Origin of the sequence: Aquicella lusitana, from assembly GCF_902459475.1 — a bacterium.
GTDB classification, from domain to species: Bacteria; Pseudomonadota; Gammaproteobacteria; order DSM-16500; family DSM-16500; genus Aquicella; species Aquicella lusitana.
On sequence record NZ_LR699114.1, the window covers coordinates 229,948 to 253,021 of the forward strand.

Annotated in this window: 26 protein-coding genes and 1 pseudogene; 9 read left to right on the forward strand and 18 right to left on the reverse strand. The window is 43.3% G+C overall.

Annotated elements, in window-relative coordinates:
- Window positions 1-23 precede the first annotated feature (23 nt).
- Entirely contained in the window at window positions 24-608 is a 585-nt protein-coding gene (locus tag AQUSIP_RS01030; protein ID WP_114834236.1) for a BON domain-containing protein, read from the forward strand.
- A gap of 65 nt (window positions 609-673) precedes the next feature.
- Here AQUSIP_RS01030 and AQUSIP_RS01035 read toward each other — a convergent pair whose 3' ends face one another.
- The gene (locus AQUSIP_RS01035) at window positions 674-1,321 is read right to left on the reverse strand and encodes an outer membrane beta-barrel protein (RefSeq protein WP_114834235.1); all 648 of its coding nucleotides are present in this window, start codon (window positions 1,319-1,321) and stop codon (window positions 674-676) included.
- Window positions 1,322-1,745: 424 nt separating this feature from the next.
- On the opposite strand from AQUSIP_RS01035, the gene AQUSIP_RS12445 reads away from it, so the two are divergent.
- Window positions 1,746-3,023 (forward strand): bifunctional alpha/beta hydrolase/OsmC family protein, encoded by a 1,278-nt coding sequence (locus tag AQUSIP_RS12445; protein WP_114834234.1) that lies wholly within the window; start codon window positions 1,746-1,748, stop codon window positions 3,021-3,023.
- Between the two features lie 8 nt (window positions 3,024-3,031).
- On the opposite strand, the gene AQUSIP_RS01045 is transcribed toward AQUSIP_RS12445, so the two are convergent.
- The gene (locus tag AQUSIP_RS01045) at window positions 3,032-4,147 is read right to left on the reverse strand and encodes a YbdK family carboxylate-amine ligase (RefSeq protein WP_114834233.1); all 1,116 of its coding nucleotides are present in this window, start codon (window positions 4,145-4,147) and stop codon (window positions 3,032-3,034) included.
- A 251-nt stretch (window positions 4,148-4,398) separates the two neighbouring features.
- The gene (locus AQUSIP_RS01050; RefSeq protein ID WP_114834232.1) at window positions 4,399-4,557 is read right to left on the reverse strand and encodes an entericidin A/B family lipoprotein; all 159 of its coding nucleotides are present in this window, start codon (window positions 4,555-4,557) and stop codon (window positions 4,399-4,401) included.
- A gap of 226 nt (window positions 4,558-4,783) precedes the next feature.
- Here AQUSIP_RS01050 and AQUSIP_RS01055 point away from each other — a divergent pair, with 226 nt between their 5' ends.
- A complete protein-coding gene (locus tag AQUSIP_RS01055; RefSeq protein ID WP_147277482.1) occupies window positions 4,784-5,137 on the forward strand; it encodes a hypothetical protein in 354 nt (117 codons plus the stop codon).
- Window positions 5,138-5,208: 71 nt separating this feature from the next.
- Here AQUSIP_RS01055 and AQUSIP_RS01060 read toward each other — a convergent pair whose 3' ends face one another.
- Entirely contained in the window at window positions 5,209-5,436 is a 228-nt protein-coding gene (locus AQUSIP_RS01060) for a hypothetical protein (RefSeq protein ID WP_114834230.1), read from the reverse strand.
- Between the two features lie 245 nt (window positions 5,437-5,681).
- Here AQUSIP_RS01060 and AQUSIP_RS01065 point away from each other — a divergent pair, with 245 nt between their 5' ends.
- The 3 genes from AQUSIP_RS01065 (at window position 5,682) to AQUSIP_RS01075 (ending at window position 7,757) form a co-directional block, all read left to right on the forward strand.
- On the forward strand, window positions 5,682-6,194 hold the full coding sequence (locus AQUSIP_RS01065; protein ID WP_114834229.1) for a hypothetical protein: 513 nt from the start codon (window positions 5,682-5,684) through the stop codon (window positions 6,192-6,194).
- Between the two features lie 179 nt (window positions 6,195-6,373).
- Window positions 6,374-7,381 carry an adenosine kinase gene (locus tag AQUSIP_RS01070; RefSeq protein WP_114834228.1) on the forward strand — a complete coding sequence of 336 codons (1,008 nt, stop codon included), beginning with the start codon at window positions 6,374-6,376 and terminating at the stop codon, window positions 7,379-7,381.
- A gap of 49 nt (window positions 7,382-7,430) precedes the next feature.
- Window positions 7,431-7,757: a DUF3862 domain-containing protein gene (locus AQUSIP_RS01075; protein WP_114834227.1), complete on the forward strand. Its 327-nt coding sequence runs from the start codon at window positions 7,431-7,433 to the stop codon at window positions 7,755-7,757.
- Window positions 7,758-7,876: 119 nt separating this feature from the next.
- On the opposite strand, the gene AQUSIP_RS01080 is transcribed toward AQUSIP_RS01075, so the two are convergent.
- Entirely contained in the window at window positions 7,877-8,260 is a 384-nt protein-coding gene (locus AQUSIP_RS01080) for a hypothetical protein (RefSeq protein WP_114834226.1), read from the reverse strand.
- A gap of 487 nt (window positions 8,261-8,747) precedes the next feature.
- Window positions 8,748-9,482 (reverse strand): outer membrane protein, encoded by a 735-nt coding sequence (locus AQUSIP_RS01085; RefSeq protein ID WP_170131785.1) that lies wholly within the window; start codon window positions 9,480-9,482, stop codon window positions 8,748-8,750.
- Between the two features lie 317 nt (window positions 9,483-9,799).
- Here AQUSIP_RS01085 and AQUSIP_RS01090 point away from each other — a divergent pair, with 317 nt between their 5' ends.
- Together AQUSIP_RS01090 and AQUSIP_RS01095 are read left to right on the forward strand one after the other, a co-directional pair.
- On the forward strand, window positions 9,800-10,885 hold the full coding sequence (locus AQUSIP_RS01090; protein WP_114834223.1) for a TQO small subunit DoxD: 1,086 nt from the start codon (window positions 9,800-9,802) through the stop codon (window positions 10,883-10,885).
- Between the two features lie 89 nt (window positions 10,886-10,974).
- The gene (locus AQUSIP_RS01095; protein ID WP_114834222.1) at window positions 10,975-12,180 is read left to right on the forward strand and encodes a multidrug effflux MFS transporter; all 1,206 of its coding nucleotides are present in this window, start codon (window positions 10,975-10,977) and stop codon (window positions 12,178-12,180) included.
- Between the two features lie 168 nt (window positions 12,181-12,348).
- On the opposite strand, the gene AQUSIP_RS01100 is transcribed toward AQUSIP_RS01095, so the two are convergent.
- The 11 genes and pseudogenes from AQUSIP_RS01100 to AQUSIP_RS01150 form a co-directional block, all read right to left on the reverse strand.
- A complete protein-coding gene (locus AQUSIP_RS01100; protein WP_197737803.1) occupies window positions 12,349-12,702 on the reverse strand; it encodes a hypothetical protein in 354 nt (117 codons plus the stop codon).
- Window positions 12,703-12,763: 61 nt separating this feature from the next.
- Complete coding sequence (locus AQUSIP_RS01105) at window positions 12,764-13,711, reverse strand: pyridoxal-phosphate dependent enzyme (protein ID WP_114834221.1); 948 nt, start codon at window positions 13,709-13,711, stop codon at window positions 12,764-12,766.
- A gap of 18 nt (window positions 13,712-13,729) precedes the next feature.
- A complete protein-coding gene (locus AQUSIP_RS01110) occupies window positions 13,730-14,635 on the reverse strand; it encodes a hypothetical protein (RefSeq protein WP_114834220.1) in 906 nt (301 codons plus the stop codon).
- Window positions 14,628-15,179, reverse strand: coding sequence for a hypothetical protein (locus AQUSIP_RS01115; RefSeq protein WP_114834219.1), 552 nt, complete (start codon window positions 15,177-15,179; stop codon window positions 14,628-14,630). The genes AQUSIP_RS01110 and AQUSIP_RS01115 overlap by 8 nt, the downstream gene beginning before the upstream one ends.
- Before the next feature lie 72 nt (window positions 15,180-15,251).
- Window positions 15,252-16,367, reverse strand: coding sequence for a YbdK family carboxylate-amine ligase (locus AQUSIP_RS01120; protein ID WP_114834218.1), 1,116 nt, complete (start codon window positions 16,365-16,367; stop codon window positions 15,252-15,254).
- 12 nt (window positions 16,368-16,379) lie between these two features.
- Window positions 16,380-17,576 (reverse strand): cation:proton antiporter, encoded by a 1,197-nt coding sequence (locus AQUSIP_RS01125; RefSeq protein WP_114834217.1) that lies wholly within the window; start codon window positions 17,574-17,576, stop codon window positions 16,380-16,382.
- Between the two features lie 292 nt (window positions 17,577-17,868).
- A complete protein-coding gene (locus AQUSIP_RS01130) occupies window positions 17,869-18,315 on the reverse strand; it encodes a hypothetical protein (RefSeq protein ID WP_114834216.1) in 447 nt (148 codons plus the stop codon).
- Window positions 18,316-18,358: 43 nt separating this feature from the next.
- A complete protein-coding gene (locus AQUSIP_RS01135; RefSeq protein ID WP_114834215.1) occupies window positions 18,359-19,309 on the reverse strand; it encodes a hypothetical protein in 951 nt (316 codons plus the stop codon).
- A gap of 218 nt (window positions 19,310-19,527) precedes the next feature.
- Window positions 19,528-20,001 (reverse strand): MBL fold metallo-hydrolase, encoded by a 474-nt coding sequence (locus AQUSIP_RS12530; RefSeq protein ID WP_114834214.1) that lies wholly within the window; start codon window positions 19,999-20,001, stop codon window positions 19,528-19,530.
- A 29-nt stretch (window positions 20,002-20,030) separates the two neighbouring features.
- Window positions 20,031-20,465: pseudogene (locus AQUSIP_RS12535) on the reverse strand (MBL fold metallo-hydrolase); the annotation flags it as partial.
- Window positions 20,465-21,061, reverse strand: coding sequence for a ubiquinone biosynthesis protein COQ9 (locus AQUSIP_RS01150; protein WP_114834212.1), 597 nt, complete (start codon window positions 21,059-21,061; stop codon window positions 20,465-20,467). The pseudogene AQUSIP_RS12535 and the gene AQUSIP_RS01150, both read right to left, overlap by 1 nt.
- 225 nt (window positions 21,062-21,286) lie before the next feature.
- Here AQUSIP_RS01150 and AQUSIP_RS01155 point away from each other — a divergent pair, with 225 nt between their 5' ends.
- A complete protein-coding gene (locus AQUSIP_RS01155; protein WP_114834211.1) occupies window positions 21,287-21,589 on the forward strand; it encodes a hypothetical protein in 303 nt (100 codons plus the stop codon).
- Between the two features lie 16 nt (window positions 21,590-21,605).
- Here AQUSIP_RS01155 and AQUSIP_RS01160 read toward each other — a convergent pair whose 3' ends face one another.
- Window positions 21,606-23,012 (reverse strand): fused MFS/spermidine synthase, encoded by a 1,407-nt coding sequence (locus AQUSIP_RS01160; protein ID WP_114834210.1) that lies wholly within the window; start codon window positions 23,010-23,012, stop codon window positions 21,606-21,608.
- Between the last annotated feature and the right edge of the window lie 62 nt (window positions 23,013-23,074).

Genomic DNA, 23,074 nt, shown 5'->3' on the forward strand with positions numbered 1-23,074 from the left:
ACGTTTGTGTAGAGGTAGGGAGAATGCGAACTGGTATTCCGTTTGCTATTCGTATGATTTTTTTTCTGATAGTGGCTTCCTTTCTGCAAGGCTGTGCTGATGTGGCCATTACAGGTGCCCAGGCAGTTTATAACCATCACAGCATTCAAAAGAACCTTAATGACCAATACATTAATTTCCAGGCTTTTAATGCCTTGAATAAAGATCCGCGTTTTAAAAGCGCTAATATTTCTGTTGCTACTTTTAATCGCGAAGTGCTGCTGGCTGGTCAGGCGCCGAAGCGCTGGCAGCGTATGGAAGCAGAAAGGCTCATAAAAAAAATTCCTGATGTAAAACGTGTTTATAATCTTGTGTCCGTTTCCATGCCTTCTTCCACTTTGAAACGGATTAGCGATACATGGTTGACCGCAAAAGTGAAAGCCAAGCTGATCGCTTCGAACGATGTAGATGCGACGCAAATTAAAGTCGTCACAGAAAATGGAACGGTCTTTTTAATGGGAACACTGTTGCCAAGCCAAGCAGAAGCAGCAGTGGACATGGCGAGAACCACGGAAGGAGTTGAGCGTGTGGTAAAGATATTTACCTACATGCGCCTTAGTAAAACTTGATAGGGTGAGCCCTTACACTTGCTCACCCGCATCAAGGCAATAGGATTTAACAGCGGAACGCAAATTTAGGCAATGGCTACATTGAGTCCTACAGACCATAAATCGGTGCTGCCAGTGTAGTCGTTACCCACTGCTTCGGCAAATTGAGCAATGAAATCGACTTTTGGTGTGATGCTATAATCGAGACCCAGTCCCCAATAAAGACTGCCTGCGCCTGAACTTTTAGCTACGCCCGAGGCGGTTGCTATCTTTTGGGCATAGCTGTAGGCGGCGCCGAGTTTGCCCAGAGCGCTTAATTTGTCAACCAGAGGGTAGCGGCCTGTTGCTGCCAAATGAACGGCGTAATGTTCTGTTTTCGCAATGACAGTGGAGCCAGAGGTTTCTCTGGAATCGTGATACTGCGTATAGCCCATTTCAGCGCCGAGGATGCTGTTGAATTGATATCCTCCTACAACGCTCCATCCGGGACCATTTTCATCAACGGAATTTCCTGAGCCGGAATTGGGATCATCGTGAAGATGAGAAATGCCAATGTTGCCGCCCGCGTACCAATGTGCGCAATCCAGCGTATAAGTGCTCATACGCTGGCCGATATTGTTGAACATGGTGTTCATATCAGCAAGCGCGATATTGGAAACAGCTAAAGAAAGCGAAGCAACGATAGCCATTTCACATGGTTTGCGTGCTAGTTTGATAAATTGTGTTGGCTTCATAATACGGTCCTTGTATTAAACATCCATTCCGCCGCCAATGCAGCCAGCGAGCATTAAACATAACATCACGAGGAAATAAAGCCGATAGTAAGTAAATTGCATGAGCGTCATCCTTGTAAAAATTTACCTTTAAACCGGCAATATTAGCGTAGCCCCATGTGAATAACAATATCCTCCCAGCCAAGCTTGTGCCCATTTGCAGGATAAGGTTATATTGATTCTATGAAGTTAAAGGACTGAATGAGTGAAGGATCGCACATCAAAAAAGAAGCTTATTCAAGCTTACCAGTCAATACATAAACAAACCAAACAGCTGTGTCGGCCGCTTTGATGTTCTTTCGCATTTCACGGAACACAGTCTTATTTTATGAATAGGTTGTAGCGTGTTAACAAATTCCGGATAAACAGACAAAAGAGAGTATTCATGTCAGCATCTAGCAAGAAAATTATTTTCACTGGTACGCAGGGTGACCCGCTTTTTGCTAACCTGGAATTGCCGGACGGCAAGGCTAAGACGTATGCTTTATTCGCCCATTGTTTTACTTGCTCTAAAGATTCACTGGCTGCCGTGCGCATCAGCAGAGCGCTCATGGCACAGGGAATAGGCGTGCTGCGATTTGATTTTACCGGGCTTGGCAGCAGTGCAGGCGATTTTGCTAATACGAACTTTTCCAGCAATGTAGATGATCTGTTGAGAGCTGCGGCGTTTTTACAGGAAAATGGCTATGCGCCGCGGTTTTTAATTGGCCATAGCTTTGGCGGAGCCGCAGTGCTGGCTGCCGCCTCGCGCCTGCCTGATGTAAAAGCCGTTATTACGATCGGCGCACCTGCCGAACCCAAACATATCACACATCTGTTAAAAGAAAAAATGGAAGACATCCAATCAAAAGGCGAAGCAGAGGTTAAGCTTGCCGGACGTACATTCCGCATACAAAAGCAATTTTTGCAAGACCTGGATAATCACCGGCTGCTTAAGGCAGTCGAGAAAATGGATAAGGCATTGCTGATATTCCATAGTCCGCAGGATAAAATTGTTGGCATTGAAAATGCAAGGCTGATTTTTGATGCAGCAATGCATCCTAAGAGCTTTATTTCGCTGGATAATGCAGATCATTTGCTGACCAAACAAAATGATGCTGTTTATGTGGCGAATATGATTGCGGCCTGGGTGTCACGCTATATTCCAGAAGTACAGGATGCGCTGAATGATCAGGAAAAAGCATATCAGGATGACCGTTATGTTACCGTGCGTGAAACAGATAAAAGCCATTTTTCACAAGAAATTATTGCAGGAAAACATACATTAATCGCTGATGAGCCCGTTGACGCGGGTGGAAATGATTTAGGGCCTTCCCCTTATGGCTTTCTGCTCGCTGCCCTTGGTGCTTGCACTGCCATGACTATTCGCATGTATGCCGATTACAAGAAGCTACCTTTAGAAAAGGTGCAAATCAAACTCAAACACGAAAAAGTTTACGAAAAAGATTGTAAAAATTGCGAAGACAAAAATGCGAAGATGGACCATATCGAGCGTTTGATTGATTTGCAGGGGGAGTTGAATGACGAGCAGCGTAAGAAGCTGTTGGAAATTGCCAATAAATGCCCTGTTCATCGCACACTGACTTCGAAGATTGAAATTGAAACACAATTGACAGAAACCAAATCAGTGATTGACGATATGAATTCATTAAAACATAGCTAAAACAGATACTATTCCAGCCACAATTGACATTGTTTCTGCACCAATTTTCTAAATGACTTCAATTTTACAAACATGCTTCTCAATTTGACCGCGTCATTTTGTTTATGGCGAGTCCAGGCGTAAATCTTCCGTAAATAACTTTCTGTATTCAACGCCGATGCATGCGGTTTGACGCACTTCAGGATGGCTAAAATATCATTCGCAATAGTCTTTTTTTCCAGGGTCTGCGGATCAATAATGCTGCCATCAAAACCGTAACGAGCGGCCTGGAAACGATTATCGTTATATACGAGATAGAGGTCCTTAGTAAAAGGAAATGGTTTTTCCAAGAGCAGATAACGGGCTAATGCCTGCGCATAGGCAACAATGGTGATCACATGTTCTAGTGTCAGGGGGGCATCACAAATCCGCATTTCAACCGTACCGAAAGTGGGTTTGGGCCGGATGTCCCAATAAAAATCCTTCATGCTGTGGATGATTTTTAATTTGCGCATTTTCAGATAATATTCCGAGAATTCATTCCAATTAATTAGGAAAGGAATAATGCCGCTTTGTGGAAACGCATTAACCACATTGATTCTGGATGATTGAAAGCCCGTATCTATGCTCATATAAAAAGGCGAGGCAGCGCTGAGCGCAATAAAGTGCGGCACAAAACGGTTGAGTTGATGCGTCAGATAAATGGCATCATTGCCATTTTTGCATCCTATATGTATGTGTAATGCGAATACAGTGAAGCGTTTTGCAAGATAACGATTGCGCCAGTAAAGGGTTTTAAAACGTGGTGACGGGAAAATTTTATGTGTACTCCACGCCTGAAAGGGATGTGTTCCGCCGCCGCAAAATGCGACGTCCAGCGCTTTTCCAGCATGGTTTAGAAAGCGGGTTAAAGTATGTAATTCTTTGTGAAGTGACTGCGGCGTTGTGTGAATGGATGAGTTTAATTCAATCATGCTTTGCGTGATCTCAGGTTTGATGAGGTCACGGTAGTCGCTATCACGAATATAACGTATGAGCTCTTTGGCGCGCGAAATGAGTTCTTGCGTCTGCGGATTAATGAGCTGCAGCTCGAGTTCAACGCCCAGTGTTAATTCCGAGGATCGATGAAAAACTAACTTAGGCATGAATATTCAATCCTTAAGTGAAAAAAAACTTACAAGCGCTTGTGTGGATGAATACCTATTATTCCATTATAGGATAGTGCAGATGCGTATGTTAGGGCATAAGATGATATTGGATTGAGACAGGGCAACAAGGCCCTGTCCAGTGCTTTTTTAAGCCAATTATGAGAGGGTAGAAGCTTTTTTCGTGATATGCAGTAAGGTGTGCGACTCGCTCCCCGTCAGCGAAAGCGGATAGGGCTCGTCATGCTCTGTTAATGAGAATGCTCATCGGTGGCTGCTTTTTGTAGTTCTTTACCGCCTGCCTGCATGTCTTTGCCAAGGCCTTCAACAGTATTGCAAGCGCTCAGCATGAATATACTGGTTAAAATAACAGCAATTGGTATTAATACAGCATTAAAAGTTGCTTTCATAGGCTTGTCCTCAGCTGATAGGTTATGAATACATTATGTTATTTACGGCCATTAGCCGATGCAAATTGGAACATTAGTTTACCCAAAGATGGGCTGTAAAAACATATGCATCGCGCATCAATGCCATTTCATTGCATGGGACCGATGGTTTATTAGGACACTAGCCGGTTTTCATTTTAAGCAGAGTATTGGTAGTATAGCGCGTTACCAAAGAAGCGGGGTTTTAATGAAATACGCTATTACCAAACAATATACGCGGGGGCCTGAGGCGAGCTGTGCTGAGTTTGATGATCTTAATGCAGCTAGGGCTTATATTAATGAGAAGCTGGCCGAGGATTTTTCCCTTAACATCAAGATAACTTATCGCATTTACAGAACGGGTGAAATGGTTGAGCAGTTTAACCCGGGTAATCCAATGACTTCATCGTCGGGGAGCCAGAACGAAGCCGGAGATTCACAGGGGAAGGAGCAGACCGCGAGTTTTAGGCCTACGCCATTCAATACAACACCCCGGCCACCAGGAACACCGCCTAAATGGATTATTGATCAAGAAGAAGATGAAAAAGGGAAAAACAAATAAGCAAGAAATTGAATGACAGATCCCTGCCTGATCTGGGCGCAAATGGGTTCAGCCAAGCAATAGGAGTTGGATTACATCTTGCCAATGTTTCCAAATGCCTGACAGTATCTTTCCTTTGTCATGCAATTGTTCCAACGCCAGCCGGGGTCTGTGCATGCACAGGGACTTTCAGCTTCGGTGCAATAAGTCACTTCGCAACCACTGCGTGTTTCGCAACGGCTGTTGCAGCCGCTTGCAAAAGCATAAGTACTCATGCCTATCCCTAAGCATCCAATTATAATTACAAGTTTTGCTTTCATGTATCAGCACTCCTTCTTATTATTTAATTGAAGGCGAATTTAACAAAACCTATAATCTCAAAGGCGAACGCATTTTAAAGAACATCATTGCTGCTTATATTTTTTTGGCTTAAAGCAGTATGGACAGCTTTATTATAACATTGATCAGTTAACGGGCCGGGATGTCACTATAACTTTATGTTTTATTGTGGTTATCAAGCTTGCTAAGTGCACTGAGCACTTCCACTTACCATCAGGAGTACAATATGCGGGATTTTGCATCACGAATATTCACCATCATGCTGTCTGTCGCTTTAATATTGGCACATGAAAATGTATTGGCTGCCCCATCTAAGCGAACCATCTCATGCGCGCGCAAAAATATTCAATTTAAACATAATGAGGTTGTTCTTAATACGCGCGGATCTGCTTCACCAAAAGTGTATTTTATTAAAAATATTTCTAAATACGGAATATGGCTAAACCGTTACCAGAGTGATCGCAGTAAAAGTGCGGGCGCTAGTGCAGGCTGGAGTTCGTTTTTGAAGCCTGGAAATTGGTCTGCGCTATTGTTATCAGAAAAGAATTTTACAATGGGTTGTTCTATTGTAGGGCCCGGTAAAATTACTTATCTTAAGTGCAAAAAAGTAATACAAGTTTGCGAATCAAGTTTACACGCAGAACCTGATGCTGGCAGTTATTGGGCTGTTGAAAATAAAAAATGGGACGATTTTTTAAAAGAAGTGCTGAAAAAATTCAAGAAACGCTCAGCCACTTGAAAATAATCTCTGTACACGACAAAACTTCTAACCGTTCGCCCTTCGAGGAGGCCGCAAAGCGGCCGTCTCGAAGGGCGAACGGTTAGAAGTTTTGTCGTGTACAGAGGAAAATAATTCAATTGGTTTTCTCATTATGCCTGGAGTAGAATGTATGTTTTTTGACAGGAAGTTAAGCTAATATGAAGCAATTTCATGTTTACGGAATAGGCAACGCACTCGTCGATATTGATTTTGAAGTGAGTCCAGGAACGCTTGAGCGCCTTAATATTGCTAAAGGTGTGATGACGTTAATTGACGAACCTACCCATCATCGTCTGCTGGAAGAATTAGACGGCATTAAGCATTTGAAAGCATGCGGAGGTTCCGCTGCAAATACCTTATTTACTATGCAACAACTCGGTGGAAAAACTTTTTATTCATGCAAGGTTGGTAATGATGAAGCAGGCGATTTTTTTTATCGTGACTTGATTCTCCATGGTATTCATACCAACTTACATGAGACACATCGAAGTGGTGTGACAGGTAAATGTATTGTATTGGTGACGCCAGATGCTGACCGAACCATGAATACTTTTTTAGGTGCAACATCAGAATTTTCCAAGACGCAGTTGTGTGAATCTTCCCTGAAAAAGTCCGAGTATTTGTATATAGAAGGCTATTTAGTTGCTGCCGCTCCGGGCTGCGAGGCCGCTATTACAGCGCGTGAAATGGCTGAAAAGTATCAACTGAAAATAGCATTAAGCCTTTCTGATCCTAACATGGTTACTTACTTCAAGGATGGACTTTGCGCCATTATCGGTAAGCAAATTGATATTTTATTTTGTAATGACCGGGAAGCGCTGCTGTTTACTGAGGCAAATAATTTGGAAGAAGCCAGTGAGCGGCTCAAAAAATATACCCGCGCATTTGTTATTACCATGGGGAGCAAAGGCGCACTTATTTTTGACGGTCAACAACATACACATATACCGGCTTATAAAGTCAATGTGGTTGATACAGTGGGCGCGGGCGATGTATTTGCGGGTGCGTTCTTATATGGGATTACCCACGGATATAGTTATGTGGAGGCCGGCCAGTTAGCAAGTTTTGCGGCGTCAAAAGTGGTTTCAAAGTTCGGCCCTCGACTGACGGAGCTAGAAATCAAAGGTGTGCAGGATGCGTTTGTCAAACAAGTGATGTATGCCTAAGTTTTTTATATACATAAACGTTCTCTTTGAATCCAATTAAGGAACTGACATGACTCGATCATGCTTTATAGGAAAATGGATTTTAGCATTTTTTTTCTGTGCGATGCTGTTGGGTTGCTCGAAATTGACACAGACCAACTTTGATAAAATTAAAGCAGGTATGTCGATGAAAGAAGTCGTTACGATTTTGGGAGAGCCAACTAAATCGGAGAGTATCGAAATCGCTGGGATCTCAGGCACATCTGCAGTTTGGCGTAATCAACAGACAGAAATCGTCATCCAGTTTTTGAATGACCAAGTAACTATTAAAAGTTTTAGAAAAACAGGCGAAAAGTTACCTGACAATAACGCTGGATCCAGCCCGGACGAAGGTTGATTGTATATTAGCGGTAATAAAAAACCCGGCCAAGCGCGCCGGGTTTTTTTATTGAATCCTAGTAGCTAGACTTTGGCCGTTTTTGAGGGACTAAAATCCAGAATAGATCAAGCTGATTTTTATGCCACGGTGCAATGCAGGTTTTGTACGTACACGGCGCCATTCTTTGCTTGGATCTTTCCATAAATAGTGACGGTCTGATTGGTATTGACAGTCGTATCACAAGATTTTGGCAAGCCTTGTTTTGACAGGCGGAAGTTGTCTTCCAGGTTCGCAATGTAGATATAATCCATATTGAAAGAATGAAAGATAGGGTAGACTTTGCCTTTTTGCGCTGCAAGTATGCTAAGACAGCCTATACCTTCCATGCACATGAAGTAGCGATTATCACTGGTAGCACCAGCGATTTTGATTTTGATATTCGCAGCATCGGTCTCAGCCGCGTTCGCAAATTGCATACAGCCTAATGCTAAAGCCAGAACTAAAATCAAAAATTTTCGCATACTTGCCAGCTCCGTTCGTTGTATAAATAGGTTATGTTCAAAATTTTAACAAACAATAATTAAGGCAGTATTAGCGAAAGGGAGCTAAAAATGTATTTTTTTACAATGACTTATGTGTAAGCGCCGGGGTTGAATAAGCTTTTTGAGGATATTTTCATTATTTTGAACTGGACCTTGGCCGTTTTTGACGGGTGTTCGCGAATTTGCCATTTAGAGCGTAGCGAAGGATCTCCTCTTGTACGTTTGGAGATCCTTCGAGCAAAAAACGCTCTCAGGACGACAGCCATTTTTGTAGAATCAGCATCGTTTGCAAAAATGGCCAATGTCCAGTTTAAGAGTATTTATTTTATTGTGTCATGCAGTACAAAAAAGTATCGCAACGAAGCAAAGCTTGCTTATTTGAGTGAGATTAAAAAATTACAAAGGGGTATAGAGTGAGAGGAAGATAATAAAGGAGGTAAGAACCTTACCTCCTTTACTGCATAGTTTATGCAAAGTGGTAGAGAACGCCCAACATGAATTGATTGTCTGATGGGTTGAACTTCGTACCAAAGGTGCCACCGGAATTGAAGGAGTTGTACCAGGTGTGTGAATATTCGGTACGTACACTCCAATTCTCGTACACTAAGGTTTCAAGGCCTAAGCCAAGGTTGAAGCCATTGCTGGTGTGTGACTTGCTGCTTGAAGCGCCACCAGTAATGTTTTCTTTACCTTTCAGGTTTGCCCAGTTCCAGCCTAAACGAATGTAACCTAAGGAGGTGTCATTCAGTCTAAGACCTGGTAAGAGAGCGAGTCCATAGCTGCTGTTGACTTCAAACTTGGAGTTATAGGTGCCTACTGTATCGGTAAGAGAATAGTTCTCGTCAGCATCGCTAACGTTAGCAAAGATTTCTCCACCCAAGTAGAACAAGTCAGTGAGATACTGGCCATAACCGAGGAAAAGACCGCCAACCCATCCAGTAGCGTTAAGCACTGGGTTACCAATGATATCGCTGGTGCTGGGTGTGTTAATGTTTTGACGAACTCGGTATGAATCATATCCAACCTGACCTCCAACGTACCAGCCATCCTTTAACATCTTTGGTGGTGGACATGGAGCAGCCATTGCTTCGCCTTTGTAATTAGCTTCACCTTTGTAGCCTTTTGCAAAAGCTACGCCAGTGGATGACGCTAATATCAAAGAGGCGGTTAGGACTTTCATTTTAAATGATGAGAGGTTCATGCATGTCTCCTTTAAAACATTTTTTTTACAACATTCCTTTGAATTGATTTCATCACGGATCATATCAAAGAGTACAATCAAATACCTTACATAATATTTATGAAAATGACAACAGATATGATATAGTAAACCCCTTAAATTTTTAAAGTCTTATTTGAAAAAATAATCCCTCCCTGACCAGCTTTTTTTTGACATACCATGTCTGCTATCTGTTTCCTATTTCACGTTCCGCGCTAGGAATACAATAAATTAGGGATAACCCTCTTTTTGTTTCAATAATTACCTATCTTCAACTAAAATGTTTAAGGTAATACCTGATGCATACTAAAGGAGTAGGAATGCCTCAAGATAATGCAGACGTTGCAGCAGCCCGTTTATCTGAACAGGCATTTAAGATTGCTGGATTGATTATTTTATCCATTCGTTTTGTACAGGGTTGGATTTTTTGGGGCGGCGGGTCGAGGCGTTTTATTTATGCGCCGCAAAAATTGGATCCCGAGGCTTCACAATGGATGGCTAACAAGCTTCAAAGCGCAATGCCGGGCGCCCTGCTGGGCATGAGCGACTTAATCAGTTTTCTACTTCACCATTTTTACTTATTGTACGCGGCTATTATTATTTTTAGCCTGGCGGAGTTAGTGAGCGGTGCGGCGCTGATGCTGGGCTGCTTTACCCGCGTGTCGGGGTTTATCACTGCATTGATTAGTATTACGCTGATGTTGATTTTCGGCTGGCAAGGTTCGACCTGCATGGATGAGTGGACCATGGCGGTAGCTAATCTGGCAATAGGGTTAACATTGGCTTTATCAGGAAGCCCGATTTATTCAGTTGATCACTGGTTGCTCCGCCGTTATCCCAGACTAAACAAACAGTGGTGGTTTTTAAGTCTTGCAAGCGGTCCCTGGTCTTTTACAACCTTGCGGCGCGTTAGTCTTTTCTATTGTGCTTTTACGATCCTCTTTACACTTTCTACGTATAATTATTATCGGGGTGCCATTTTTTCAAGCTATCATCCTGGTCCCGTCAGCGCATCTCAGTATCATATGACCCTTAGTCAGGGAGTTGTAGAACGTAATGGCATGGTCCGTTTTAATCTATATGTAGATGCGGGTACTGCTGCTGCGCCTAGCCATATTATTCGCGTCGAGCTCCGCGATGCAGATGGAACCCTGGCAGAAACATGGGAGGCAAAACACTTAAGCCTGCTGCCTGATAAAAATATACAGAATGAGTACGCCTATAACCGTATAGCAACAGGGGGATATGGCCTTATTGCACCTGTGAGCGCTAAAGCTTTTATTACCTTGCCGCCCGTCAAGGCAGGTTTGAATTTATCGTCAGAAAACTATCAGCTCTATGTTTATACGGTTAGCGGACGTCGTTATGAACTCGAATTGAAATGAAGCGTGTCTAAATGACAATGTCGAAAACAATTGCTGTGCTATAGTAAGAATGCTTGGTCTTGCTCACCCTAAAAGCCGGGAATAGAAGAATGGACAACGTGCGTATGCAGTCTCTATCAGAGCGTCGAAAAATACTTCTGGCTGTGATTGTATTATTGACTATCCCAATTTCCGGTCTCAGCGTGGATATTTATGTGCCATCTTTACCCGCTGTCACGGATTATTTTGACATCCATAAATCGCTGGCTCAGCTGACCATTACGACCTATATTTTGGGTTTTGGCTTCATGCAGTTCTTTTCGGGCAGTATATCGGATAGCCTGGGTCGCAAAAAACCATTGATGCTTTCTCTGCTAATTTATATTGCTGCCTCAATATGGAGCGCGCATGCAGACACGGTTTACCATTTATTAATACTGCGCTTTATACAGGGTATTGCTGTGGCAGGCATCAGCGTCTCTATGCGGGCGGTGCTGTCAGATATCTTTGAAGGGCAAGCGCTTTACAAGATGATCAATTACATGACCATCTCCTGGTCGATTGGTCCCATCATCGCACCTGCCATCGGCGGTTATTTGCAGCATTATTTTGGTTGGCAATCAACTTTTTATTTTTTGACCATTTACGGCGTAATCATGTTTTTGCTGAATTTCATGTATATGCCGGAAACTATCAAAATTACTCACCCTTTTCATATTCTGAATATTTTAGCGCGTTATAAGCACATTCTTTTTCACATAGATTATTTTATAGGCATGATTTGCCTGGGGCTGTTATATTCTATGATCATACTGTTTGGTATCGTTGCTCCTTTTTTAATTCAGGATGTGCTTCGGTATTCGGCCGTTGACTTTGGTCATATCGCGTTGCTGATGGGACTTGCCTGGTTTTTGGGTAATATGACAAACCGCTTTCTCATTGCTATTCCTATCGATAAAAAAGTAAAAACCTGTTTTTGGCTCATGTTGATTACGACGTTCGTTATGTTTTTGCTCGCCATGGAAGGGCCTTTCATTTATTTCATTATCATTCCCACTTTTGTATTGCTTTATCTGGGCGGCCTGGTTTTTCCAAATTTCTATGCGAAGAATCTTGCACTTTTTCCGGAAGCAGCTGCGACAGCCAATGCCCTCATGAGCGCATTTATGGTGTTGATTGCGAGCGGCACGTCTGCCGTGGGCACTTTGCTTAAAGCCAATACGCAAATGCCGCTAACGCTTGCTTATATGGCCATTACGCTTATCGCGTTGCTTGCTTATTATCTCAGCGTTTATCACCATCATAAAAAAGGCTGATAGCTGGCATGAATTTTCCATTTACGTTTTACTTTTTTTCAGCCAGTGTTCCATCATTTGATTGGAAGGCAGTGATTCATCCAGTACTTTCCTGACTTGCTCTATCCCTGTTACCGGCCATTTTTGAGAATCCAGCATCCCTATCTGCAGCAGTAAAGAAGCCTGGTCCTAATAGATGTGTTCACCTAGCACTTTTTGCTCTTTGAAATAGACAATAACAATATGTGCCAATTCTACGTGTTTATGAGTGGGGGGAATGCCCGGCAGCATAAAATCTATTTCCCTATCGTGGGTGAAGCTAAGAACAAGTTCATCGACCAGCTTGTCCTTGCCAACAATACGCGAAATGGACCTTACGTTTGCATCGGCAGGGATGCTAGGAATAAAGTGGTTTTTATAAAATTGATACACTTCTTCATAGCCGTAACCACCCGTCATGGTGGGAATGTGGTTTACAAAGGGGTGATCTGCCATGGTGGCCATGGTTGCTTTTACATCCCTTAGCTCAAATTCGCAACGCATGTGCTCTTCCCATCGTTTTTCAATATCATGCATGAGAACGACCTCTTTTGTAATGCCAGTCTTAAAGTAGTTCCGCAATGGCTTTGATGTCCACGTTACCGCCTGACAAAATCAATCCGATGCGTTTGCCCTTAAACATGTCGGGATTCGCTAAAATAATGGCCAATGTGACGGCCGCAGAAGGTTCAACCACAATCTTCATGCGTTCCCAGATATAACGCAGCGCATTTAGAATGGTTTGTTCAGAGGCAGTATAGATGTCATTTACTTTCTCGAGAATGATGGGAAAAGTTATTTTTCCAACCGAAGTCAGCAAACCATCGCAGATAGTATGCTGATTAGGCGCCGGGACTCTTTCTCCCTTTTTGAAGGATAAATAGGCGTCATTGACACGCTCAGGTTCTGCGCCTATCACCTGCGTCGTTGGCGAAAGTGCTTTCACTGCAATGGCAGTACCTGCAATCAATCCGCCACCACCGATCGGTGCAATCATTATGTCGATATCATGACATTCATCCAGGAACTCGAGGGCAGCGGTTCCCTGGCCGCTAATGACTTGTTCATTGTCATATGGGTGAATAAGGACCGCTCCGGTTTCCTCAATGACCTTGTTTAGAGCGGCTTCGCGCGCAGCAAGTCCCGGCTCACAAAAAGTAATGGCAGCGCCATAGTCGGCGACAGCCTGTTTTTTTACCTGGGCAGAATTGGAAGGCATGACGATATAAGCCTTGATGCCGCGGGTTTTTGCGGCGAGCGCCAATGCTTGCGCATGATTGCCCGATGAATGTGTTGCTACACCTCTTCTGGCTTCGCTGTCTGATAAGGAAAACACGGCATTGCAGGCGCCGCGGAATTTAAATGCTCCGGCTTTTTGAAAATTTTCGCATTTGAAAAAAAGCGTCGCCTGGGTGATGCGGTTTAACGTAGAACAGGTGAGCACGGGCGTACGTTTGATATAAGGATGGATTCGTTTCGCCGCATCCTCGATATTTTTAATTGTGACAGTCATTATGTATCCTCATCGCTTTTAATCACTTTTTCTCCCGAAAAAGTGGATGTGTAGATAAAAAACCAGATAGCCAATCAGCATGAAAGCAAATCCAAGAAAAATCAGAATAAGCGGCCAGCTGAAACTGCTAAATATCCGGGCAAACCAGGTTGAAAGGTCAATAATATAAATAACGGTAAATAAAGCGCCAACATACAGCAGGGCTTTGCTTTGAAGCGCTACGCTAAACAGGAATGATGAAAAAATCAAAATGGGAGTCAAAATGCGCCATGCTAATAGGCCCTGCTCATAAAAGAAGAACCCTCCTAATGTGTAACTGCCGCTAAGAATAAACAGGCTGCCAAAGAAATAAAGCAATCCGGTGAGTGGATGCCTATTGTCGCGATCTAGATAATAGCCCAGTAACATGTAACTTAAGCCAAGCACAATCAGTTCATATTCCATAAGATCGCTAAATATAAAATTGGATTTTTCGACGAGAAAATATAGTAAATCATTAAAAAAAGCGGAAGCAAACACAATGGATAAAAGAAGCAGTAACGTGCGCGGCAAGAAGAAATAAGTGAATAAAAAAAGGCAAAAACTGAGGCCGGAAATGATGGCGCTGAGTAAATGACTGGGCGGCATCCCAGTGATCTTGAAGGTAACATATATGCCAATTGGTAGCGTGAGACCTGTGATTAGAAAGAATGCCGTGCTTGCGGCTTCATAACGTGCCAGGTGGAACAGGACGGCAACTAGATAAGCAGCAAGGGCGGCGCCCAATGTTGCAAAAATTCGGATAAAATCGTTAAGGGCATACCAGTTGACACTAACAAAAAAGGCAATGCCAAAAAATACCAATGCGCCGCCCAGATAATTGAATATCCTAAGGATGGCCACATTTTTAGATGAGGCTGCATCTTTTGACGCAGGATTATTCATTTAACGGCCTCCTATTATCGATCCATCCTATAAAAATAAAATAAGCTGCTTCCTCACGAGAGGGTTTAAGATCCAATTTTTCCCGATACTTTCCCTGTCTTAGACAAACACCGTGATTTTCCAAGCGCATCTCGTTCCAGAAGCCAAGCGGCATATCCGTCCTGCAGAAAGACTCAAGAGTAAAACCATCCGGGGATTTGTAGCGATTCAATTTATTTAAAAAGGTAAACTGTTGGGCTTGATCCAAGGTGATAAATGTACTGGTTCGGGTGCGTGTGTTGAAGAGATAAAGTTTTACCATGTCACAGCGCTTGGTATTTGCTGCGGGATAACGTCCGGCTGGCGTGACTTGCTCCTTAAACAGTTTTTGTTCAATGGCCTGCTGACAGCCAAGTTGGTCGCTATCGACCAACATATAAACAAAATTGAATTTGGGCTGCAGGCGCTTTTGTTGATAAAAACCAACAGCCAGTGCCGTGATAATGATCATCGCGACGGGAATCAGGATAGCAAGGTAAAGAAAAATATTACGCTTAATTACCATACAGTACATACTCCTAACATTAGAAGTAGTATACCTTAAGCCGGGTAACTGATGGCAAAAATGCAGAAGGATTTATTGAATCCACAACTCCGTCTGGCTGCGCACCGTATCGGCAAGCGATTGGAATTCCGCATATTGTTTCCTTAGCCAGTGCGCGTCATTTTCATGGGTTTGGGCGATTGCCTGAATTTGATGCAGCGCTTCTTCACACCCCATCCGGGCTGCATAAGGCGCCAGATGACGGCATGTCTCCAAGATGTCTTCAGAAAGAGCGAAATGATTGCGATGAATGGGGTCGACAAACATGGCTTCCAAACCGTATCGTGCTGCATGGAAGCGGTTATAAAGATAAGTAAGATAAATTTCGCGCGATAATTGTGGCCGCGTCTCCAGCATCCAGCAAGCTAGCAACTGCGCATAGGCAGCTAAGATCGCTGCTTTTTCCACGGTTAAAGGTGTGTCACAAATACGGAATTCTACCGTGCCATATTCCGGTTTGGGTCGGATATCCCAGTAAAAATCCTTGATGCTTTTGACAATGCCGAGATCAACCATCCGGTTAAAATACACTTCAAAGTCTTTCCATGTCAGCAGCCACGGCGGTGTTCCGCTTAAAGGAAATGCGCTAATCACGGCGAGGCGTGAACAATCGAAAGCCGTATCAACACCTTGGTGAAATGGCGAGGCGGCTGACAGCGCAATGAATTGCGGCAAATAGCGCGCCATGGCATGACAAAGATAAAGTGCGTCGTCGCCGTTTGTGCAGGCAATATGAATATGCTGGCCGAAAACGGTAAACTGCTTGGCAAGATAACCATATTGTTCTGATACGCTGGAAAAACGTTCAGTAGGAAAAATGCGCTGCTCTTTCCATTTCTGAAAGGGATGCGCCCCGCCGCCACAAATTCCAATATGTGTCTGCGCGGCTTGTTCAGCAAGCGTATTGCGAATCATCCGGAGTTCTGCAATGAGTGATTCATAAGAAGCATGAACAGACGAATTCAGCTCAATCATGGCTTGTGTTATTTCCGGCTTAATTTCACCTGGATGTACTATTTCCGATAAACGGCGCAGCAAATCTTTCGCTTCCATGGCCAGATTGAAATTTTGCAAATCAACCAATTGCAATTCTAGTTCGACGCCCATGGTGGGAAACGCGTTTTCTTTAAATGCTGGCAGGGTGCTCATCGATTATCCTTGTCATACTTTATTTGGAATAGCTTCATCGGTTTTGATAAACGCTAGCTGTGTCGCAATGGGCCCGATGATATTGAGGAGAGCGACAGCGCCGGTAATAATGGCCATCAACTGGTTCCCAAGGTTAGGGTTAAAATCCAATAAAATATTAGACATGCCAATCGCCAAGCCTGCCATAGGCATTAATGCGAAACCAATCGCCCATGCTTGTTGGCGTGTCAAACGGCTGGTGCTGGCAAAGAGCCAGACGCCTGCGATTTTTGCAAAGGTTCGGGCAAATAGAAAGGCGAATACAGCCCACGTGGCAAACCACAATCCTTTTAATTGCAGATGAATTCCGGTAATAACAAAAAGCAAAATGAAAAATAATCGTGCGAGCCATCCGAAGTCCACTTCGGTGAGGGTGCGTTTTTTGTCAAAATTTCTTGCGGCCACGCCTAATGTAAATAGCATCAGCATCGAGGACAGATTGAGGATGCTTGCAAGACCGATGGCGAATACCACCGCGCCGACGAAAAGCACAAACTGGTTTTCCTTGCGCTTCCCAATCAGTGACGCGATCATTTTTGTCATCAAGAAAATTAGCATGCCCACTAACACCGAGCCTAAGAGACGATAAGCAGCATGCAATATCATTTCCAAATGGGATGCATCGGCTCGGGTGGCAGGAAGCAGAAGAGTAAACAGTGTGATCGCAAAAAAGTTATTAAGGCTCGTCAAAATCAGCGTCCGGCGCGTTACGGGCCCTTCAGAAGAGAGATCGTGCGCGACCATCATGACTACTGCCGGCGCTGTCGCGACAGCGATTGTTGCTGCGAGAGCGGCTGGCAATAAAGGAAGCTGAAAAATCCACAATACAGCAAAAATGAAAATAAAAGTCAGCCCCGATTCTGCAAGTGACGTCAAAAACAAACCGCGGTCATGACGCATCCAGACGAAATCCAGATGCCTGCCCAAATCGAAAAGAATCAGGCCGAGTGAAACGTCGACAAAGATGCGCGCATTGGTGAGAAGCGAGGGAGTCACCATATCAAACGCCCCAGGTCCCACCAGAAATCCTACAGCGATATAGCCTGAAATACTAGGCAAGACACGACTGCGTCTCGCCAATTCACCACCGATCAATCCTAACAGCAGAGTTAAGCCGAATAATGCAATTGGATTATGATGCAAGGGAAAATGAGGTAAAAAGTACATCATTTGCTCCTCATAATTTTTTAAAGCAGCTTCATCTTGATGAGGATAGTTAGTTACTGTGCGTTGTCATTTTTGTACCATGCTGATGGTGACAATAAAAAATGTTTAGCTGTTAATTACCACAGAAACCAAGATAATCCTCTTTAGAACCGCGTTTATAAACTGTACAAAATTTGTTTTTCTAACGTATCGAATATGACAAATTACCCTACATTGCCGTTCGAATCAAATTATATGGGTTTTCTGTAATAAATTAGAACACATGTGAAGTTTGCTGGTGAAGTGAAAAAGAGGTTTATTTAACTGGATAGCCAAGGTAATTCACAATTTTCCATTCGCCCGATGATTGTTTTTGCAGAATATCGATACCTTCATCGCGTGTGCTCGAAACGTTTTTATTATTTTCAGAGATATCCAAAAACCAGGTGATTCTAACCGCGGCAAGGTTCCCATTCCGATATACATCCCGTAGTTTAAATCGGTAGTGGTAATCTTTTTCTGTTTCTTGAAAAACTTTTTTAAAACCATTGCAAACGGTGTCATAACTTTTTTGCGGGTAACCCTGATAATCCGCAACGAGAGATTTAGAAAACAAATGGCAGGATTCGGGCCATTTTTTCTGGTTAAACGCGGCTGTCCAGTGAGTAAATATATTTTCAAACAACTTATAGTCTGCCGGTTTGACAGCAGCGGCTTGCATTGAGATTAACAGTAGCGGCAATAAACTCAATCGTCGGTACATGAAACATTTCCTTATGAAAACGCGGGCGCAAGCGGCATGATGATCAACTTTGGTAGCGACTCGCTTCCATCGGTCTTGCCATAGCAAAATAAGCATTATTTTTCCACCGTGAACCAATTTTCCATGCATAAGCGGCAGGCTGATAAGTATCAGGATTGACTTTAAGCAGCATGGTGCCAATACCGATGCCAGATACGCGGGCTTGACGCGTGTCTTCACTGTGTCCTGTATAAGCGGAGTCAGCAACGCGAATGTGAAACGCATCTTCATCGGGAATCGGTTTGTCCATGACAACCATTACATGGCCGCCGGTCTCGTCTCCTACGGCGTTTTTATAGCGAAATACCAGAATATCGCCCGGGCGTAACTGCTCAACATCATCTACTTTTGTCCAGTATTGCTGGGGTTTATTGGATAGGGTGGTGAAAAAGTTGTAATAATCATATGAGGTCGGTTTTTCTGAGCCGCTCCAGTCGACCAGGCTGGAATAGGCTTGCGGATAAACCGCCTGAAGAATGCGGTCCACATAACTTGAGCAGTCAACAATATAGATGCCGCGTGAAGTATCAAATCGTCTTCCACCCAGTTTGTAAACACTGTAACGCAGTGTCGATACGGTGTTGTGTACAAAACTAATCAGGCGCTGTTCGATGGAAGAAAAAAAACCTTTAGAGCTGGATTGCTCAAGGTGAGCGGGATGAACGAAAGCTGCACGCCTGTTTGCGACAATGGCAGGGCGGCCTGATTTTTTATGAGGCTTTCTTTTCGCTTTTTTAGATACGGATTTTTTTTTGCTGGCGTGATGGGTCGCTTTTTTTCTAGCTACATGGCTTTTGTTTTTAGCATGAGATAAAGGTTTGGTGCTTTTGTTGTGTATTTGTTGCGATGCGGATACTTGTTTTGTTGTGGCAGCATAAGCAGCGGGTTGCAAGCACATGAGCGCAATCACTATTAAGCTTAGTCGTTTGAATTGCCTTGTAATGAAAATAGACATCTTCCATTTCCCATGTCTTAATTTTGACTAGGCCACATCCTAATCTGTTCGAATATTGGTTTATAGTTGCAAAATGTGGCCTATTAGCGAAGGAATGTCAATGACTGGGCAAATGGCATTGTTATATTTGTTTACAAAATAAATAGTAATTATCAATGTACATGCAGTTAGATCACATGAAATTCGGCGATAATCAGATTGTTTTTGGGCTTGCTTGGTCAGATCGTGCGCGTTTCGCCAATACGCATCAGCCAGATACAATCAGGAAGAAATCCTGCCTGTATGGCAGATGCATAAAATCGTTCTGGTGGTTCAAAAGGCGCCTCATCAGATAGTCTAATCGCGCCCCAATGCATACCTACCAGCTTTTTTGCGCGGAGTTCCTGCCCGATGTGCACAGCTTCCTCAGGCCGGAGATGGCCAGTTGACATCAATTCCCGGGGCTCATAAGACCCGACACTCAGCAGCGCATAATCGAAAGGTCCATAATCTCGCCCTATATCTAAAAAAAGAGAACCATAAGCTGTATCGCCGCTAAAATAAATTTTTTTGTTTGGCAAGCAGACGGCAAAACTTGCCCAGAGCCTACGGTTGCGCGTGAAGATATCACGTTTTGAATAATGATAAGCAGGCAACGCACGAATGCTGATTTGCTGAAACAGGTAATCGGCATGCCAGTCCAGTTCATGGATATTTTTATAGCCGCAGGATTGGAAGAGTGGCCCATTTTTAAAGGGACAACGATGTGAATTCGTTCTTTATCGGGGATGGCAGTAAGTGTCTTTAAGTCCAGATGATCAAAATGGTCATGACTCACGATAATAATATCAAGCGGCGGAAGTTCTGCAATCGATAAACCTGGCGGTGTAAAGCGCTTGGGTCCCCAACTTTTAAAAGGTGCAGCATGATCCGTTAAAAACGGATCGGTGAGTATAGTAATATTTTGCAATTTAATAAGAAAAGTGGAATGGCCAAGCCATGTCAATGTGTCATCTTGCTTAAACTGCTCATATTGCCGTAATGCTTCACCCGGAGGAATAACGAAATCAGGAGGAAGGGACGGCGCCTTGTCGAAAAGGCGGCGAAGAAAAAATGCCATCCATTTAAAGAGATTCCAGTTGCGTTTGGGTCCGCCAGGCGGATTCTGAAAACGCATTATGCTTCCTTTTTACATCGGAGACGATGTGAGAGTTTACTCAGTCGAGATAATTTTTTCTCCAAAAAATGCGAAGTTGCGGTGGCATGAGGTGAATCGTCAAATAGCCAGTAACAAAATGTAGCAAGATAAACCGCTGTTAAAATGCTTTCCTCTATCGCGCGCCGGCAGCCTGTTGCCTGGCGTTTTGCTGCTTCCCGCCACCACTGCACTGTACGGCTGACGCGTAGTAAGGCTGGAATCTGAATATGCAAGTGACCGGGTTCTAGTTTGCCACGGATCATCTGACGTACAATACGCCGATGATTTGCAAGTGCGGTAAACCAGGCCATTAGCAAAAGATGCAGCTTTTGTTGTGAGCTTAAAGCATCGATTTCTTCTGCCGCAGAAGCTTTTAACATTGCCTGATCAGCGCGATCAAAAAAAGCGTCAATTAATTCATCTTTTTCGCGATAATACTGCCAGATAAAAGTTAAATCTGTACCTAACGTTGTTGCGATATCTGCTAGGCGCACTTCTTCCCAGGATTTTGTTTCAGCGAGTGATATGGCGGCGTTAACAATGTCATCGGGCAGTAATGGTGAATGTTTCTTCATGACATCACCTCGTTATTATTATCCGTATTATTCTATTTTTATTATAACTGAACTTAATGCACGGCTTGTACGGGTTTAATTTTTTATTAAAAAAATCAATAAGTCGCGAAAATTCCCTATCATTACGAGCGTAGCGAAACAATCCAGCCCGAGAATGTTGGATTTCCCTTGCGGAAAAAAGGTCATGTTATAATGAGAGTAAATGAGCCATAAAGGAAAACCTGCATGAGATGGAGAAAAACATCCAATTTAATTATTGCGATCATTCTTTCCATCGCTTATACCATTGTGAGTTTCCTTAATATTATTGGCCCGCTTCACATGGATGCGACGGGTACTATGAATGAGCCAGGTCCACTTTCTGTTTACACTATCATTTACTGGCTTGTCTCACTGGCGGTGACATGGGGTATTTATTTTTATTGGCGCAAAAAACCTGAATTGCTATTCTTCACGCTGCTCATCCTGGGTATTGTGATTATTGTGGCAGAAATCTTCCTGTGGGGGTGGATGGGCTCCGCCTCATAAATGACGAGGATTATCCCTACCAGGAAAACGAATCCGTTGTTGAATTGTTGAAGTTGTCCGAATAAATTTTCCTGTCTGATGCTTGTTGGCCATTATTGCAAACATAAAGAATATTGGTAGCGCGATCCGCATAGGTATGTGGAATAGCCATGCAGGAGGCGAATGTAGCGCGAATGGTATTGTCGATTCGCTTCGAATAGGGATCCGACAGCATCGGGTTGGCAATGATATTAAAAATAGCGGTGCCCCCGGGTATTAGACGATTTTTTATCTGCGACATATATTCTTTAGTTAACAAATGGGCTGGAATGGATTTGATATCACTGTAAACATCAATCACGATAGCTTGAAAAAGTGCGGTGGTGGATTGTAAATAATGGCGTGCATCATCTGTCACCAGCGTGCTGTTTACAGCGTCAATGAAGCGCGGCACCGTTACTTTTTTGATCTGACTATCGATATCAACATAGGTAAAATGATTCCCATAGGTATACTCTGCAGACAGTGAAAACCCACCGGCGCCTAGTACCAAGATATTAGCATCACGCAATTTTAAATCATTGAACAGAATTTTTTTAATTCCCTCAATATAAGGAAAACTTTTTCTTTCATTATTAAGATAAGAACTGCCGGCTTCATTAATAATGAGCATTTTCTCCCCTTGCGGGAGACCTGAATTGCGGCTGTCCAGTATCTGGTAGTTGGCGTAATTATTTGTTAATACAAAAAGGTTTTTTTCAGTCTGAATATTAACGGTGTATATCAACCATAAGGTAATGCCCGCGAGTATTAGTTGCATGGCAAAGGAGAAAGGCCGGTCAGCTAACAGCAAGTTCAGCATTAATAACAATATAAAATTAATTAGAATAGTCCAGGCCACCCCAAAGTAATACATGATCACGAGTGTTGTCATGGTGGCGCCAAGAAACGATCCAAGCGTGCTTAATCCCATTGTGTTGCCGCCAATGGTTCCCACGGATTGGTCTTGGCGAGTCATGTTCATGGTGATGGGCACGGTCTGGCCTAAAAGATAAATGAGCGGCGCGATAATTAACAGCAGATAGGCAACGAGAGGATAAATAACGTGCGGGTCGGTAAATTTTTCTACCAGCGAGAAAAATTGCGAAATAAAAATATAGGATAACCCCACGCCGAACCAGACGGCCGCGACAAAAAAATTGATGCGTAATCGTTGATGCGGAGATTGTCGGAGTTTCCCGCCTTTTTGATACCCGAGCGCTAGAAATAATAAGAAAAAACCGATAATAATACTGGTGACAATCACGCTTCCACCCACAACGGGCAGTAACTGACGGATCGTAAGAATTTCAATCGCGATTGACACAAAACCTTCAATCAAAATGATCAAAGGAAGAAGCGCAACAACGGGAAAAAGCGATTTTGCTTCGGTATGCATTTCCATGGTGATCTGGTACGTCCTATTTTGCTATGATGCAATAACCGTCATGATATTGGAATCAGCGA

Bases quoted from the DNA above. Each gene is read 5' to 3' on its own strand.
- AQUSIP_RS01030 (WP_114834236.1), top strand. From the start codon at position 24: ATGCGAACTGGTATTCCGTTTGCTATTCGTATGATTTTTTTTCTGATA.
- AQUSIP_RS01035 (WP_114834235.1), bottom strand. From the start codon at position 1,321: ATGAAGCCAACACAATTTATCAAACTAGCACGCAAACCATGTGAAATG.
- AQUSIP_RS12445 (WP_114834234.1), top strand. From the start codon at position 1,746: ATGTCAGCATCTAGCAAGAAAATTATTTTCACTGGTACGCAGGGTGAC.
- AQUSIP_RS01045 (WP_114834233.1), bottom strand. From the start codon at position 4,147: ATGCCTAAGTTAGTTTTTCATCGATCCTCGGAATTAACACTGGGCGTT.
- AQUSIP_RS01050 (WP_114834232.1), bottom strand. From the start codon at position 4,557: ATGAAAGCAACTTTTAATGCTGTATTAATACCAATTGCTGTTATTTTA.
- AQUSIP_RS01055 (WP_147277482.1), top strand. From the start codon at position 4,784: ATGAAATACGCTATTACCAAACAATATACGCGGGGGCCTGAGGCGAGC.
- AQUSIP_RS01060 (WP_114834230.1), bottom strand. From the start codon at position 5,436: ATGAAAGCAAAACTTGTAATTATAATTGGATGCTTAGGGATAGGCATG.
- AQUSIP_RS01065 (WP_114834229.1), top strand. From the start codon at position 5,682: ATGCGGGATTTTGCATCACGAATATTCACCATCATGCTGTCTGTCGCT.
- AQUSIP_RS01070 (WP_114834228.1), top strand. From the start codon at position 6,374: ATGAAGCAATTTCATGTTTACGGAATAGGCAACGCACTCGTCGATATT.
- AQUSIP_RS01075 (WP_114834227.1), top strand. From the start codon at position 7,431: ATGACTCGATCATGCTTTATAGGAAAATGGATTTTAGCATTTTTTTTC.
- AQUSIP_RS01080 (WP_114834226.1), bottom strand. From the start codon at position 8,260: ATGCGAAAATTTTTGATTTTAGTTCTGGCTTTAGCATTAGGCTGTATG.
- AQUSIP_RS01085 (WP_170131785.1), bottom strand. From the start codon at position 9,482: ATGAACCTCTCATCATTTAAAATGAAAGTCCTAACCGCCTCTTTGATA.
- AQUSIP_RS01090 (WP_114834223.1), top strand. From the start codon at position 9,800: ATGCATACTAAAGGAGTAGGAATGCCTCAAGATAATGCAGACGTTGCA.
- AQUSIP_RS01095 (WP_114834222.1), top strand. From the start codon at position 10,975: ATGGACAACGTGCGTATGCAGTCTCTATCAGAGCGTCGAAAAATACTT.
- AQUSIP_RS01100 (WP_197737803.1), bottom strand. From the start codon at position 12,702: ATGCGTTGCGAATTTGAGCTAAGGGATGTAAAAGCAACCATGGCCACC.
- AQUSIP_RS01105 (WP_114834221.1), bottom strand. From the start codon at position 13,711: ATGACTGTCACAATTAAAAATATCGAGGATGCGGCGAAACGAATCCAT.
- AQUSIP_RS01110 (WP_114834220.1), bottom strand. From the start codon at position 14,635: ATGAATAATCCTGCGTCAAAAGATGCAGCCTCATCTAAAAATGTGGCC.
- AQUSIP_RS01115 (WP_114834219.1), bottom strand. From the start codon at position 15,179: ATGGTAATTAAGCGTAATATTTTTCTTTACCTTGCTATCCTGATTCCC.
- AQUSIP_RS01120 (WP_114834218.1), bottom strand. From the start codon at position 16,367: ATGAGCACCCTGCCAGCATTTAAAGAAAACGCGTTTCCCACCATGGGC.
- AQUSIP_RS01125 (WP_114834217.1), bottom strand. From the start codon at position 17,576: ATGATGTACTTTTTACCTCATTTTCCCTTGCATCATAATCCAATTGCA.
- AQUSIP_RS01130 (WP_114834216.1), bottom strand. From the start codon at position 18,315: ATGTACCGACGATTGAGTTTATTGCCGCTACTGTTAATCTCAATGCAA.
- AQUSIP_RS01135 (WP_114834215.1), bottom strand. From the start codon at position 19,309: ATGTCTATTTTCATTACAAGGCAATTCAAACGACTAAGCTTAATAGTG.
- AQUSIP_RS01150 (WP_114834212.1), bottom strand. From the start codon at position 21,061: ATGAAGAAACATTCACCATTACTGCCCGATGACATTGTTAACGCCGCC.
- AQUSIP_RS01155 (WP_114834211.1), top strand. From the start codon at position 21,287: ATGAGATGGAGAAAAACATCCAATTTAATTATTGCGATCATTCTTTCC.
- AQUSIP_RS01160 (WP_114834210.1), bottom strand. From the start codon at position 23,012: ATGGAAATGCATACCGAAGCAAAATCGCTTTTTCCCGTTGTTGCGCTT.